This window comes from Kitasatospora sp. NPDC056783 (genome assembly GCF_042789895.1).
Lineage (GTDB): Bacteria > Actinomycetota > Actinomycetes > Streptomycetales > Streptomycetaceae > Kitasatospora.
This window is the reverse complement of sequence record NZ_JBHUAF010000194.1, coordinates 1-15217: the sequence shown is the minus strand read 5'-3', so window position 1 is coordinate 15217 and position 15217 is coordinate 1. Positions and strand designations below refer to the sequence as shown.

General features: G+C 73.4%; 3 protein-coding genes. 2 read left to right on the top strand and 1 reads right to left on the bottom strand.

From position 1 onward, the window contains the following. Positions 1-86: 86 nt before the first annotated feature. Entirely contained in the window at positions 87-914 is an 828-nt protein-coding gene (locus tag ACFRMQ_RS24915; protein ID WP_380732826.1) for an SAM-dependent methyltransferase, read from the bottom strand. Between the two features lie 426 nt (positions 915-1340). Between ACFRMQ_RS24915 and ACFRMQ_RS24910 the strand changes: the two genes are divergently transcribed. Together ACFRMQ_RS24910 and ACFRMQ_RS24905 are read left to right on the top strand one after the other, a co-directional pair. Further along, entirely contained in the window at positions 1341-9128 is a 7788-nt protein-coding gene (locus tag ACFRMQ_RS24910; RefSeq protein WP_380732825.1) for a type I polyketide synthase, read from the top strand. 61 nt (positions 9129-9189) lie between these two features. Beyond that, positions 9190-15217: SDR family NAD(P)-dependent oxidoreductase (locus ACFRMQ_RS24905; protein WP_380732824.1), on the top strand; the 6028-nt coding region annotated here is incomplete at its 3' end.

Below are 15217 nucleotides of genomic sequence, written 5' to 3'. Positions count from 1 at the left end.
GGAGGCGCGGCGCGCCTCCCGCCCGACCTCCGGCTGCCACACCTTTCGGCCGGCGTGTCAGCCGAAGCCGTTTCCGGTCGGGCGGCTCAGGGCCGACGGGCGACGATCAGGCCGTAGCCGATCTGCGGGAGTTCACCGAAGCGCTCGATGATGTCGGCCGCTCGGGACAGCTCCTCGTTGAAGGCACTGCCGTCCGCTCCCCGCGCCTGCCGGATGAGGTCCGCGGCCAACGTGTGACTGCGTCGGACGTTCTCGCCGATGTCCAGCATCTCGACGACCTCCAGGCCGGCCTTGGCCATGTGTCCGGCGTATTCGTCGGCGTCACCGATCGGAGGAATCTCGAACAGTCTCCGATTGTCCGCCACTATGCCGGCCTCGCGGGGGGTCAGCTCACCTTGCTGATAGGGATTCGCGGCCACCAGAGTGCCGCCAGGACGCAATACTCGCGCTGCTTCGGCTATGGCGGTGGCACGATCGGACATGTGAAGGAACGATTCGATCGCGTATACGTGATCGAAGTGAGCGTCGGCGAACGGGAGATCCATACCGTCGGCCTGCTGGAAGGACACCTGCCCAGCGCCTGCCCCGACTTCCGGCCGCGCTCCGGCCGTGGCCGCCTGTTGAGCGCTGATGGTGACACCCGTGACGTGCACGCCCCATGTGCCCGCGATACGGACGGCGGGCTTGCCGCTTCCACAGCCGATATCCAGGACCCGGGCACCGGGTGCGAGTGTGAGCCGTTCGGCCACCATGTCGGTCAAAGTGTCGGTGGCCTCTTCGACTGAGGCTTCGTCGTCGCCGTCACGCCAGTACCCCAGGTGAATGTTTCCCCCCATCACCTCAGAGAGCAGGCCAGTCGACTGGTCGTACATTTTTCCCACGTCCGCCGCGGTGGGTGTATGCTGCTCGGTCATTTCTGGGACACCTCTTTCCGTTGAACTCCCGACGTTTCCTCCGCTGGCCGAACGGGACGCTACAAAGTGGCGAGCGCCTCTGTCAACGGGGCAATTTACTTGCGCCGGGCTGGATGAAGAGAAAGCCGGCAGATTCCTCATAACTCAACTTATCGGCCTCATGAATCTAGTTATTGGACAGTGCGGGATCATGTCAGGTCTAATAACTTCCACGTGATCCCGTCGAATCTCCCGCATGCGACAGCGGTTCGCTGAACAGCGCGGACAGGTGCGCCGGACAGTGCGGTCAGGCGGTCGGCAGGCAGCCGGCGCCTCGCTCGCCGTGAGCCACTTCACGCCGAAAGTCCCGGCTCCGAGCCGGAGGTCAGAATCCAGACCCGAGGCATAGCGCTTGACATTCCTCCGATGTCGGCTGTTGGGAGTTCTATGCGTACCGGCCAGGCGTTCCCCTATGAGGGCGACCGTCTCGACGACGATCCTATTGCAATCGTGGGAATGGCCTGCAGATTTCCCGGTGCCGAGAATCCCGCAGCTTATTGGACGCTGCTCCGTGACGGCGTGAGCGCGGTTTCAGAAAAACCGAGGGAGGGCCGAAGCGGTTTCGGTGCGGGCGGCTTCCTCGACCACGTCGATCAGTTCGATTCGGACTTCTTCGACATCTCTCCCCGCGAAGCGGCTGCCATGGATCCGCAGCAGCGGCTCGCCCTCGAGCTGAGCTGGGAGGCGTTCGAGGACGCGGGGATCGTGCCGGCCGGCCTGAAAGGCCGTGATGCGGGCGTCTTCGTGGGCGCCATGTGGGACGACTACGCCGCCGTACTGCACCGGCTCGGTGCGGGATCGGCCACCCAGCACAGCATGACCGGCGTCCATCGCGGCATCATCGCCAACCGGGTGTCGTACGCCCTCGATCTGCGCGGGCCCAGCATGGTGATCGATACGGGGCAGTCCTCCTCCCTGGTGGCCGTGCACACGGCCGCCGAGAGCCTGCGGCGAGGTGAGGCGTCCCTCGCGCTGGCAGGCGGGGTGAACCTCGGTCTCGCTCCGGAGAGCACCGTGTACTCCGAGAAGTTCGGCGGGCTGTCTCCCGACGGCCGGTGCTTCACCTTCGATGCCCGCGCCAACGGCTACGTCCGCGGCGAGGGCGCCGGGATGGTCGTCCTCAAGCCCCTCTCCCGCGCGCTCGCCGACGGCGACCGCGTGTACTGCGTCATCGAGGGCACCGCGATGAACAACGACGGCGCGGGCGAAGGGCTCACCGTGCCCACGGCCCGTGCGCAGGAAGAGGTGCTGCGCTCGGCGTACCGGAAGGCGGGTGTCGACCCGGCCGGCGTGCACTACGTGGAACTTCACGGCACCGGTACGAAGAAGGGCGATCCGATCGAGGCCGCCGCACTCGGTTCGGTGTTCGGCTCGGGCCGGACGGCCGACACACCGCTGTTGGTGGGGTCCGTGAAGACGAACATCGGGCATCTGGAAGCCGCGGCCGGTATCGCCGGGCTCATCAAGACGGTCCTGTGCATCAGGCATCAGGAGATTCCGGCGAGTCTGAACTTCCGTACGCCCAACCCACGGATCCCCTTCGAGGCGTGGAACCTGCGCGTGCAGACCGCGCTGAGCCGACGGCCTCGTGGCGACGGGCCGTTCCTGGCGGGTGTCAGTTCGTTCGGCATGGGCGGCACGAACTGTCATGTGGTGCTCTCGGACCGCCACCTGGCAGCCGTGTCCCCCGCAGCCGTCGGCGGCCGGCGTGCCGAGGGTCTCTCGCTGCTGCCCTGGGTGGTCTCGGGGAGGTCCCGTGCCGCGCTCCGTTCGCAGGCGGAGCGGCTCCGCGAGCACGTCACCACGTATCCCGGGCTGGATCCGGAGAGCGTCGGGGGCTCGCTCGCCGCGCACCGCACGGCGTTCGAGGAACGCGCGGTGGTTCTGGGCAGCGACCGGGACGACTTCCTGAGCGGTCTGGACGCGCTGGTGCGCGGTGTGCCCGCCGCGAACGTGGTGCGGGGCTCCGCGCGGGGCGCGGGCGGGACGGCGTTCCTCTTCACGGGCCAGGGCAGCCAGCGTGCCGGGATGGGGCGTCGGCTCCACGCGACGGTTCCGGCGTTCTCCGAGGCGATGGACGAGGTGTGCGACCGGCTGGACACCCGGTTGCCCCACCGGCTCCAGGATGTCCTCTTCGCGGAACCCGGTACACCCGAGGCCGCGCTGCTCGACCGGACGGACTTCGCCCAGGTCTCGCTGTTCGCACTGGAGGTAGCGCTCGCTCGCCTGCTCCAGCGGTGCGGGCTGCGTCCGGACTTCCTGCTCGGGCACTCCGTGGGAGAGATCGCCGCGGCCCATGTCGCCGGAGTGTTCTCCCTGGAGGACGCCTGCACCCTCGTCACGGCCCGCGGACGGCTGATGCGGCAGGCCGTCGAGGGCGGCGCCATGGTGGCGCTGGAGGCCGACGAGACGGAGGTCCGCGCGGCCCTGTCCGGGCTGGACCAGGAGGTCTCGGTCGCCGCGGTCAACGGGCCACGGGCCACGGTGATCTCCGGTGACCCGCGAGCCGTCGCCGATGTCGCCGCGCAGTTCGAGGCGAGGGGCCGCCGGACCAAGCGGCTCAAGGTCAGCCACGCGTTCCACTCACCGCACATGGACGGTGTGCTGGACGAGTTCCGTGCCGTCGCCGCGCGGTTGGACTACGGCACCCCGAAGGTTCCGGTCGTCTCCAACGTCACAGGACGTCTCGCCACAGCGGACGAACTCCGGTCGCCGGACTACTGGACCCGTCACATCCGGGCGTCCGTGCGCTTCTTCGACGGCGTCCGTCTCCTGCGGTCGGAAGGCGTCACGAACTACCTGGAGGTGGGCCCCGGGGGCCTGACCTCGATGATCCGCGAGAGCCTCGCCGTCGAGGGGACACCGTCCGGCGCCGCGATCGTCCCGCTGCTGCGCCGGGGCCAGCCGGAGGACCGCACGGTGGCCACCGCACTGGCCGAGGCGTTCGCATGCGGCGCGCGGGTGGACTGGGAGCCGTTCACCGGCTGGGCCGACGCGCGGCCGGACCTGCCGACGTACGCCTTCCAGCGCCGTTCCTTCTGGCTCGGCGCGCCGGGCGAGCCTGCCGCGGGACAGCACGGCGACGCGGTGCTCGATCCGGCGAGCGGTGTCGCGCCGGCCGCGGAGCCGGTCGTCGCCGCTGCCGAAGCGGACATGCCGCAGCTCGTGCGGATGAGCGTGGCGGCGGTACTCGGGCACATGTCGTCCGATCTCGTCGACGGCGGCAGGACGTTCAAGGAGCTGGGGTTCGACTCGCTCACCGCAGTCGAGTTCCGCGACCGCGTCGCCGAGGCGACCGGACTGGCACAGCTGGCGCCCACCTTGATCTACAACCACCCCACGCCGGACGAGCTGGCTCGCTTCCTGCAGTCCCGGCTGGCGGGCGAGGAGCCGGCCACCGGCGGTCTGCCGGTGGCGGCCCCGCATTTCGAGCCGATCGCCATCGTGGGCATGGGATGCCGGTTCCCCGGGGAGGTCCGCTCGCCGGAGGACCTGTGGCGCCTGGTGTCCGAGGGCAGGGACGCCGTGTCCGCCTTTCCCGACGACCGCGGCTGGGACACCGGTGAGCTGCGCGACCCGGAGAACCCGGAGGCCCGGTACGCGCGGGAGGGGGGCTTCCTCTACGACGCGGCCGCATTCGACGCGGGGTTCTTCGGGATCAGCCCGCGTGAGGCGCTGGCGATGGATCCGCAGCAGCGGCTGGTGCTGGAGACCTCCTGGGAGGCGCTGGAGCGGGCGGGGATCGACCCGCTGTCGCTACGAGGCAGCCAGGTCGGCGTGTTCGCGGGGGCGATGACGCAGGACTACGGGCCCCGACTGGGTGAACCGGCCGAGGGCACCCAGGGCTTCGCCCTGACCGGCAACACGGCGAGCGTCGTCTCGGGGCGGGTGGCGTACACCCTCGGTCTGGAGGGCCCCGCGGTCACCGTGGACACCGCCTGCTCCTCCTCGCTCGCCGCCCTGCACATGGCGCGCCGGTCCCTGCAGCACGGTGAGTGCACGCTGGCACTGGCCGGCGGGGTGACCGTGATGGCGACGCCGGGCATGTTCGTGGAGTTCGCCCAGCAACGCGGCCTGGCGCCCGATGGCCGCTGCAAGCCGTTCGCCCGGTCGGCCGACGGTACGGGCTGGAGCGAAGGCGTGGGCATGCTGGTGCTGGAGCGTCTGTCGGACGCCCAGCGCCTCGGCCATCCGGTCCTGGCGCTCGTCCGTGGTTCGGCGGTCAACCAGGACGGCGCGAGCAACGGGCTGACGGCTCCGAACGGGCCGTCGCAGGAGCGGGTGATCCGGCAGGCGCTGGCCGACGCCCGGCTCACGCCGCAGGACGTCGACGCGGTGGAGGCGCACGGCACCGGCACGAAGCTGGGTGATCCGATCGAGGCGCAGGCCCTGGTGGCCGCCTACGGCCGAGGCCATTCGGGCGACCGGCCGCTGTGGCTCGGCTCGGTGAAGTCGAACATCGGCCACACTCAGGCGGCCGCCGGAGTCGCCTCGGTGATCAAGATCGTCATGGCTCTGCGCAACGGGCGGCTGCCCGCCAGCCTGCACATCGACGAGCCGACGCCGCACGTGGACTGGTCCTCGGGCTCGGTGGCCCTGCTGACCGAGGCGGCACCGTGGCCGGAGGGCGAGCGGGTGCGCAGGGCGGCTGTCTCCTCGTTCGGCATCAGCGGAACGAACGTCCACACCATCCTCGAACAGGCCCCCGCCGAAGCGCCGAGCGCGTCCGGCGGCCACGACCGGGCCCCGGAAACGGCCCCGGCACCGGCGGACGTGCTGCCGTGGACGCTGTCGGCGAAGACGCCCGAGGCCCTGCGCGACCAGGCTGCCGCCCTGCGGACCTGTCTCGACGGCCGTGAGGACCTCGCTCCTGCCGACATCGGGCTGTCGCTGGCCACCACTCGGTCCGCGTTCGAGCACCGTGCCGTGCTGATCGGCGGTGAGGAGCGCGAGCTGCTGTCCGCGGTGGACGCGCTGGTGCGGGACACCCCCTCGGACAACGTGGTGCGCGGCACCGCGGTGAGCGGCGCCGAGACCGTGTTCGTCTTTCCCGGCCAGGGGGCGCAGTGGGCCGGGATGGCGGTGGAACTCATGGACTCCTCACCGGTGTTCCGCGAGCGGATCCACGCGTGCGACGCGGCGCTCGGATCCGTCGTGGACTGGTCGCTCCTGGACGTCCTGCGGTGCGCCCCCGGCGCGCCGACGCTGGAGCGGGTCGATGTGGTGCAGCCGGCGCTGTTCGCGGTGATGGTTTCACTCGCCCGGCTCTGGGAGTCCCACGGCGTGCGCCCCAGCGCGGTGATCGGGCACAGCCAGGGCGAGATCGCCGCGGCCTGCGTGGCGGGTGGGCTCTCGCTGGAGGACGCCGCGAGGATCGTCGCCCTGCGCAGCCGGGCGCTGACCGAGATCTCCGGTCTGGGCGGCATGGTGTCGGTGGCGCTGTCGGCCGAGCGGGTACGGCAGTTGCCGTGCTGGGACGAGCGCCTGGACATCGCGGTGGTCAACGGGCCGTCGTCGGTGGTCGTCTCCGGGGAACAGCGGGCGCTGGAGGAGGTGCTGGCCGCCTGCGCCACCGAGGGCGTGCGGGCCAAACAGATCCCGGTGAGTTACGCGGCGCACTCCGCGCAGGTCGAGACGATCCGTGAGCGGCTGCTGGAGGAGTTGCGCGGGATCGAGCCCCGGCGCGGCGACGTCCCCTTCTACTCGACGGTGAGCGGGGAGCTCCTGGACACCCGTGAGCTGGACGCCGAGTACTGGTACCGCAACCTGCGGGAACCCGTCCAGTTCGAGCGGGCGATGGGGACGGCCCTGAAGAAGGGGCACACGCTCCTGGTCGAGGTCAGCCCGCACCCCGTGCTGAGTGTCGGTGCCCAGGAAGCCGTCGAGACGTTCGGCGGGTCCGGTGCGGTGGTGGGGTCGTTGCGGCGCGAGGACGGCGGTCCCCGGCGCTTCCTGACCTCGCTCGCGCAGGCGTACGTCCTCGGGGCCTCGGTGGACTGGCGGACCGTCTTCGCCGGGTCCGGTGCGGCGCGGGTCGATCTGCCGACCTACGCCTTCCAGCACCAGCGGTACTGGCTGACGGCGTCCGCCCCGCAGGCAGTGGCCGTGCCGGGCGACGACCCGGAACGACGGTTCTGGAACATGGTGGAACGCGGCGACGAGCAGGAGTTGGCCACCGAGATCGGGGCCGGGGACCCGGACGCCCTGCGGGCGCTGCTGCCGGCGCTGACCGCGTGGCGCCGCCGGCAGCGCGAACAGGCCGCCGCCGACTCCTGGTCCTACCGGATCGCCTGGCAGCCGTTGCCGAAGGTTCCGGCGGGCGTCCTGTCCGGCCGGTGGCTGGTGGTCGTCCCTGAAGGCGTCGAGCACGAGCGGCTGACGGCGGCCGTCGTGGAGACCCTGGACAGGAGCGGCGCGCAGGCGGTCTCGCTGGTGGTGCCGGCGGGGACCGGCCGCCAGGAGCTGGCGCAACGGCTGCGGTCCGTGGCCTCGGAAGGGCCGGAACCCGCCGGGGTGCTGGCGCTGCCGGGGCCGGACGCGGGGCCGGTGCTGCCGGGGCCGGACGCGGGGCCGGTGCTCCCTTCGGCGTCCGCGCACCCGGACGCCGTCCTGACGCTGGTCCAGGCCCTCGGGGACGCCGGGATGTCCGCCCGGTTGTGGTGCGTGACCCGGGGTGCGGTGACGGCCGGCGCCGGTGACGCGGTGACCAGGCCCGAGCAGACCCAGATCTGGGGGCTCGGCCGGGTCGCGGCGGTGGAGTTCCCCCAGCGGTGGGGCGGCCTGGTGGATCTGCCCGAGCAGGAGGACAGCAGGGTCGTCGGGCGGCTGCCCGCCGTGCTGGCCGGTCCGGACGGCGAGAACCAACTCGCACTGCGGTCCTCGGGGGTGTACGTCTGCAGGCTGCTGCGCGCGCCCCGGCGGGACACCTCCGCCGCGGGGCGGTGGACGCCCCGCGGCACCGTCCTCGTCACCGGCGGCACCGGTGCGCTCGGCGCGCATGCCGCGCGCTGGCTGGCGGACAACGGGGCGGAGCGCCTCGTGCTGGTGAGCCGCAGCGGCCGGGAGGCGGCGGGCGCCGTCGAACTGGAGGCGGAGCTGACCGGCCTCGGGGTCCAGGTCGACATCGTGGCCGGCGACGTCGCCGACCGAGGAATGCTCGCCGGGCTGCTGGCGGCGCTGGACGCGGACGGCGCCGGCGTCCGGGCGGTCGTCCACGCGGCCGGGGCGATCGAGAGCGTCCCGCTCGGCTCGCTGACCCCGCGGCGCTTCGCGGACGTGGTGCGGGCCAAGGCCGACGCCGCGCAGCACCTGCACGACCTCACGCGCGACCGGGACCTGGACGCGTTCGTACTGTTCTCGTCCGTCTCGGCGCTGTGGGGCAGCGCGGGCCACGGCGCGTACGCGGCGGCGAACGCCTTCCTGGACGGCCTGGCGGCCCACCGCCGGGCACAGGGGCTGGTGGCCGCCTCGGTGGTCTGGGGCCCGTGGGACGGCGGCGGCATGACATCGCGCGACGGCCTGGACAAGGCGCTGGCCCGGCAGGGGATCAGGCTCATGGCACCGCGGCAGGCGATCGAGCACCTGCGGCACCGCGCACTCGACACGTCGTCACCGGTGATCACGGACGTGGTCTGGGAGACGTTCTTCGCGGCGTTCTCCGCGACGACGCCGAGCCGGCTGCTCACCGAACTGCCCGAGGTGCGCGACGCGCTGCGGGAGACGAGGCCGCAGGACGGCGCCCCGGCGGCGGGGACGCTGACGGAGCGGCTCGCCGGGCTGAGCCCGGGCCGGCGCAGGGAGGCCACCGCCGCGCTCGCCCGCGCCCAGGTGGCGACCGTCCTCGGACACGCCGACGAGAGCCAGGTCGGCGACCGCTCGCCGTTCAAGGAACTGGGCGTCGACTCCGTGATCGCGGTGGAACTGCGCAACCGGCTCCAGGACCACACCGGCCTGGGCCTGCCGGTCACCGTGGTGTTCGACCACCCGTCGCTGGAGAAACTGGCCGATTTCCTGGTGGCCACCGCTTTCCCGCAGGACGCGGGCGAATCCGCGGACACCGCCGCCGCGGCCGGCGAAAGGGACCGGGAACGCGCGAGGGAGATCCAGGAGGCGGAAGAGCACATAGACGAACTGGACGTCGACGATCTGGTGCGGCTGATGCTCGGCGAGCAGTAGGCGAGCGGGAGACCGCACGCGAGACGACCGATTTTCCGAGGAAACCGATCTGTGAGGGGTCATGGCTACTTCGCCGGACAAGATCGTCGACGCCCTGCGCGCGTCCATGAAGGAGACGGAACGGCTCCGGCGGGAGAACGAGGACCTGGCCGCCGCGCGGCACGAGCTGATCGCCATCGTCGCCATGGGCTGTCACCTCCCGGGCGATGTGCGCAGCCCGGAGCAGTTCTGGCAGCTCATCGCGGCGGGCGGCGACGCCGTGTCCGAGTTCCCGGCGGACCGGGGCTGGGACCTCGACGCGCTGTTCGACCCGGCCCCGGACCGGCCCGGCACCATCTACACGCGCCACGGCGGTTTCCTCACCGACCTGGCCGGATTCGACGCGGAGTTCTTCGGGATCAGCCCCCGCGAGGCGGTGGCCATGGACCCGCAGCAGCGGCTGCTGCTGCAGACGTCGTGGGAAACGCTGGAGCGGGCCGGAATCGATCCGACGTCGCTGCACGGCAGCCGCACGGGCGTGTTCCTGGGAACGGCGTTCCAGGATTACGCGACGCGTGTCCGGCCGGCCGACCTCGGGGAGTACGAGGGGTATTTCCTGACCGCGGGGGCGGCGAGCGTGCTCTCCGGCCGCATTTCGTACACGCTCGGCCTGGAAGGCCCCGCGGTGACCGTCGACACCGCCTGTTCGGCGTCGCTGGTGGCGATCCACGCGGCGTGCCAGGCGCTGCGCCGGGACGAGTGCTCCCTCGCGCTGGCGGGCGGTGTCACCGTGATGACCACGCCCGCCCAGCTGCAGGGCTTCAGCCGGCAGCGCGGGCTGTCCGCGGACGGGCGGTGCCGGTCCTTCGCGGCGGCGGCGGACGGCACGGGGCTGTCCGAGGGCGTCGGTGTCCTGCTGCTGGAGCGGCTGTCCGATGCCCGGCGGGCCGGCCACCGGGTCCTGGCCGTGGTGCGCGGCAGCGCGACGAACCAGGACGGTGCGAGCAACGGCCTCGCCGCGCCGAACGGCCCCTCCCAGCAGCGGGTGATCCGGCAGGCGCTGGCGGACGCGCGGCTGGCCCCGCAGGACGTCGACGCGGTCGAGGCGCACGGCACGGCCACCACCCTGGGCGACCCGATCGAGGCGCAGGCGCTCCTGGCCACGTACGGGCAGGACCGCGCCGAACCCCTGTGGCTGGGCTCGGTGAAGTCCAACGTCGGGCACACCCAGGCGGCCGCCGGGGTCGTCGGCGTCATCAAGATGGTGCTGGCGATGCAGCACGGCGTGCTGCCGCGGACCCTGCACGTCGACGAGCCGACGCCGCACGTGGACTGGTCGGCAGGGCACCTGGAACTGCTGACGCGGGCCGTCGACTGGCCGGACACCGGGCGGCCCCGGCGCGCCGGGGTGTCGTCCTTCGGGATCAGCGGCACCAACGCCCACGTGATCCTGGAGCAGGCGCCCGCCGCCGACTCCGCCCTTCCCCCGGCCGCCTCCGCTCCGCTCCGCGTGGTGCCGTGGGTGCTGTCCGCGCGGAGCCAGGACGCCTTGCGGGGCCAGGCGCGCGCGCTGCTGGCCTGGCTGGAGGAGCGCGGCCCGCTCGACCCCGCGGACGTCGGGCACGCGCTCGCCACCACGCGGGCGGCCCTGCCCCACCGGGCCGCCGTCGTCGCGGGCAGCGGCGACGAGCTGCTCCAAGGGCTGGCGGCGCTCGCCGAGGACCATCCCGATCCGAGGGTCGCCCCGGGCACGGTGACACCCGGGAAGCTCGGGTTCCTCTTCACCGGCCAGGGCAGTCAGCGGGCCGGGATGGGGCGTGAACTCCACGCGGTCTCACCGGTGTTCGCAGAGGCGTTCGACGCGGTGTGCGCGGCGCTGGACCCGCATCTGGAGCGGCCGCTGCGCGAGGTGGTGTTCGGGGCGCCGGACGCGGGCGCGCTGCTCGACCGGACCGAGTACACCCAGCCGGCGCTGTTCGCGCTGGAGGTCGCGCTCTTCCGGCTGCTCGCCCACTGGGGTGTCCACCCGGACCGGGTGGCGGGCCACTCCATCGGTGAGGTGGCCGCCGCCCACGTGGCCGGGGTGTTCTCGCTGGAGGACGCGGCGGCGCTGGTGGCGGCGCGGGGCCGGCTGATGCAGGCCCTGCCGGAGGGCGGCGCCATGGTCGCCGTCCAGGCGACCGAGGAGGAGGTGCTGCCGCTGGTGGCCCGGCACGCGGACCTGATCGGCCTGGCCGCGGTGAACGGCCCGTCCTCCGTGGTGGTCTCCGGGGAGGCCGGGGCCGTGCGTCGGGTCGCCGCGCACTTCGCCGCCGAGGGGCGCAAGACGAAGGAGCTGACGGTCAGCCACGCCTTCCACTCGCCGCTCATGGACGCCATGCTGCCGGAGTTCCGCAAGGTCGTCGGCGGGCTGTCCTTCCACTCTCCCGTTCTGCCGGTCGTGTCGGCGCTGACCGGCGAGGAGATCACGGACGAGGAGATCCGCGATCCGGAGTACTGGGTCCGGCACGCCCGGGGGACCGTGCGGTTCGCGGACGCGCTGCGGGTCATGGAGGCCGGGGGTGTCCGCACCTTCCTGGAACTGGGTCCCGAGGGCGTGCTGTCGGCCATGGGCCGGGACACGCTCACCGCGCCGGACGCCGACCTGGCGCCGGCGCTGCGCTCGGACCGAGGCGAGGAACTCGCCCTCACCACCGCGCTGGCCCGGCTGCACACCCGTGGCGTCCCGGTCGACTGGACGGCGTTCTACGTCACGAGCGGCGCACGGCCGTGCGACCTGCCCACCTACGCCTTCCAGCTGCGCCGCTACTGGATGGACGCGCCGGCGCCGTCGGCCGCCATCGGTTCCGCGGGGCTCGCCGCGGCCGGTCATCCGCTGCTCGGCGCGGTGGTGTCCCTCGCCGACGACGAACTGGTCCTCACCGGACGGCTTTCGACGGCCGGCCACGGCTGGATCGCCGATCACCAGGTGTTCGGCCGGGCGCTGCTTCCCGGCACCGCCTTCCTCGAACTGGCCCTGCACGCCGGGGAACGGGTCGGCTGCGAGCAGGTGGAGGAACTGACGTTCCACACGCCTCTCGTGCTGCCCGGACAGGGCGCGGTCGACCTGCGGGTGCGGGTGGGCGCCGTGGACGAGTCCGGACGGCGGTCGCTGGACGTGCGTTCCCGGCCGGACAACGCGGCGGACGACGAGCCGTGGACCCCGCACGCCACCGGCGTCCTCGCACGGACGGGCGCCCCCACACCCGAGGACCTGGCCGTGTGGCCCCCGCACGGCGGGGAGGCGGTGGACGTCACCGGGCTCTACCCCTCGCTGGCGGAGACCGGCCTGGAGTACGGGCCGGCGTTCCAGGGGCTGCGGGCGGCCTGGCGGCGCGGAAACGAGCTGTTCGTGGAGGCCGGCCTGCCGGACGGTGCCGGGACCGAAGAGTTCGGCGCGCACCCCGCGCTGCTCGACTCGGCCCTGCACGGGGTCGCGCTGGGTGTCGTGCTCCCCGGCTGGGACCGGGCCCTGCTGCCGTTCGTCTGGCGCGGTGTCACCCGGCACGCCGTCGGCGCCGCGAGCCTGCGCGTGCGGCTGGCGCCGGCGGGTGAGGACGTGGTCTCCGTGGTGGCCTGGGACGAGACGGGCGCGCTCGTGCTGTCGGCCGACGCGCTGGTGCTGCGCCCGGCGTCCCGCGACCGGATCGACGGGGCCGGGAGCGCCGTGCACGACCGGCTGTTCCGGACGGACTGGGAGACACGCGCGGCGCCGACGGCCCGTGGCGCGGCATCGGACTGGGCGGTCGCGGGCGCGGGCGCGGGGGAACTGGCCGCGCGGCTGGGCGGTGCGCCCGCCGGGGTGCACCGGGACCTGGCCGCGCTGTTGCGGGCGGGCGAGGCGGGCGGGCGGGTCCCCGACACGGTGCTGGTGCCCTGCCGCGCAGACGGCCTGCCCGCGTCCGACGACGCGGACGCGGTGCGGTCGGCCGCTCACCGGGCACTCGGGCTCGTGCACGCGTGGCTGGCCGACGAGCGGCACGCCGGCAGCCGGCTGGTCCTCATGACGGAGCGTGCTGTCGCCGTGGAGGCGCAGGACGTGCCGGATCCGGCGCACAGCGCCGTCTGGGGTCTGGTGCGCACGGCCCAGTCGGAGTACCCCGGCCGGTTCGTCCTGGCCGACGTGGACGGGCGGGATGCCTCGTACGGCGTGCTGGCCGAGGCCGTCGCCTCCGGAGAGCCGCAGCTCGCCCTGCGTGACGGCGAGTTCAAGGTCCCCCGCCTGGTCCGGCTGCGCCCGCAGGACACGCTGTCCGTGCCGGCGGCGCCCGCCTGGCGGCTGGACTCCGGCGGCGGGACCCTGGACGGTCTCGCTCTGGTCCCTCACCCGGAGGCCGAACAGCCGCTGGGCCCCGGTCAGGTGCGGGTGGCGGTGCGCGCGGCCGGGCTGAACTTCCGTGACGTGCTGAATGCCCTGGGCATGTACCCGGGAGAGGCCGGGCCGCTCGGGGTGGAGGGCGCCGGGGTGGTCACGGAGGTGGGGTCCGCCGTCACGTCGGTGGCACCCGGCGACCGGGTCCTCGGCATGGTCTTCGGCGCGATCGGCCCGGTCGCCGTGACCGACGAGCGCATGGTCGCCAGGATCCCGGACGGCTGGTCGTTCCCGCAGGCGGCGTCCGTGCCGGCCGTCTTCCTGACCGCGTACTACGCGCTGTCCGTCCTCGCGAAACTGCGCCCCGGGCAGTCGGTGCTGGTGCACGCCGCGGCCGGCGGCGTCGGCACGGCCGCCGTCCAGCTGGCCCGGCACCTGGGCGCCGAGGTGTACGCGACCGCCAGTCCGGCGAAGTGGGACGCGCTGCGGGCGATGGGCCTGGACGAGGGGCACATCGCCTCGTCCAGGACGCTGGAGTTCGAGGAGAAGTTCCGGCGCACCAGCGGGGGCCGTGGCGTGGACGTCGTCCTGGACTCCCTGGCGGGGGAGTTCGTCGACGCGTCCTTGCGGCTGCTGGCCGCGGGGGGCCGGTTCCTGGAGATGGGCAAGACCGACATACGGGACCCCGAGGTGGTCGCGGCCGCGTACGACGGGGTGCGCTATCAGGCGTTCGACCTGGTCGACGCGGGGCCGGACGGCATCCGGGCGATGCTGGCGGACCTGATGGGGCTGTTCGGGCGCGGTGTGCTGCGCCTGCCGCCCGTGACCGTGTGGGACGTCCGCCGTGCGGCCGAGGCGTTCCGGTACCTCAGCCAGGCACGGCACATCGGCAAGGTCGTCGTGACGGTGCCGTCGGGATTCGATCCGCAGGGGACGGTGCTGATCACCGGAGGGACCGGCGCGCTCGGCTCGGCGGTGGCCCGCCGGCTGGTGGAGCGGCACGGCGTGCGGCACCTGCTGCTGGCCGGCCGCCGGGGTGCCGGGGCACCGGGCGCGGACAGCCTGGTGGCGGACCTCACCGCACGGGGAGCCGAGGTGACGGTGGCGGCGTGCGACCTCACCGACCGCGCCGCGCTGGAGCACCTGCTCGGCTCGGTCCCGGCGGCCCACCCGCTGACCGGTGTCGTGCACACGGCCGGGGTGCTGGACGACGGCGTCCTCGGGTCCCTGACGCCCGAGCGGCTGGACACCGTCCTGCGCCCCAAGGCGGACGCGGCGCTGCGTCTCGACGAGCTCACCCGGGACGCGGACCTGGCCGCGTTCGTCCTGTTCTCCTCGACGGCCGGGGTGCTCGGCGGGGCGGGGCAGGCGAACTACGCGGCGGCGAACGTCGTCCTGGACTCGCTGGCGAGCCGCCGCCGGGCCGCGGGTCTGCCCGCCGTGTCCCTGGCCTGGGGGCCGTGGGAGGACTCCGGCAGCATGCTCGGCGGGCTCGGCGAGGTGGACCTGGCCCGGCTCGGCCGCACCGGTCTGGTGCCCCTGTCGGACGACGAGGGCCTGGAGCTCTTCGACGCGGCCGTCGCGGCGGGCGAGGCCGCCGTCGTCCCGGCCCGGGTGGACGTCCCGGTGCTGCGCCGGACGGCGGGCGACGAGGTCCCGTACATGCTGCGGGACCTCGCCAGGACACCGAAGCGGCGGGTGGGGCGTGCCGCGGCACGGCCCCCCCCGGCCCGCGGGCGGCGGTACCCGCAGGCCCCCC

What these genes read in the sequence shown, in the direction of transcription:
- ACFRMQ_RS24915 (WP_380732826.1), bottom strand. Translation starts at nt 914, where the DNA reads ATGACCGAGCAGCATACACCCACCGCGGCGGACGTGGGAAAAATGTAC.
- ACFRMQ_RS24910 (WP_380732825.1), top strand. Translation starts at nt 1,341, where the DNA reads ATGCGTACCGGCCAGGCGTTCCCCTATGAGGGCGACCGTCTCGACGAC.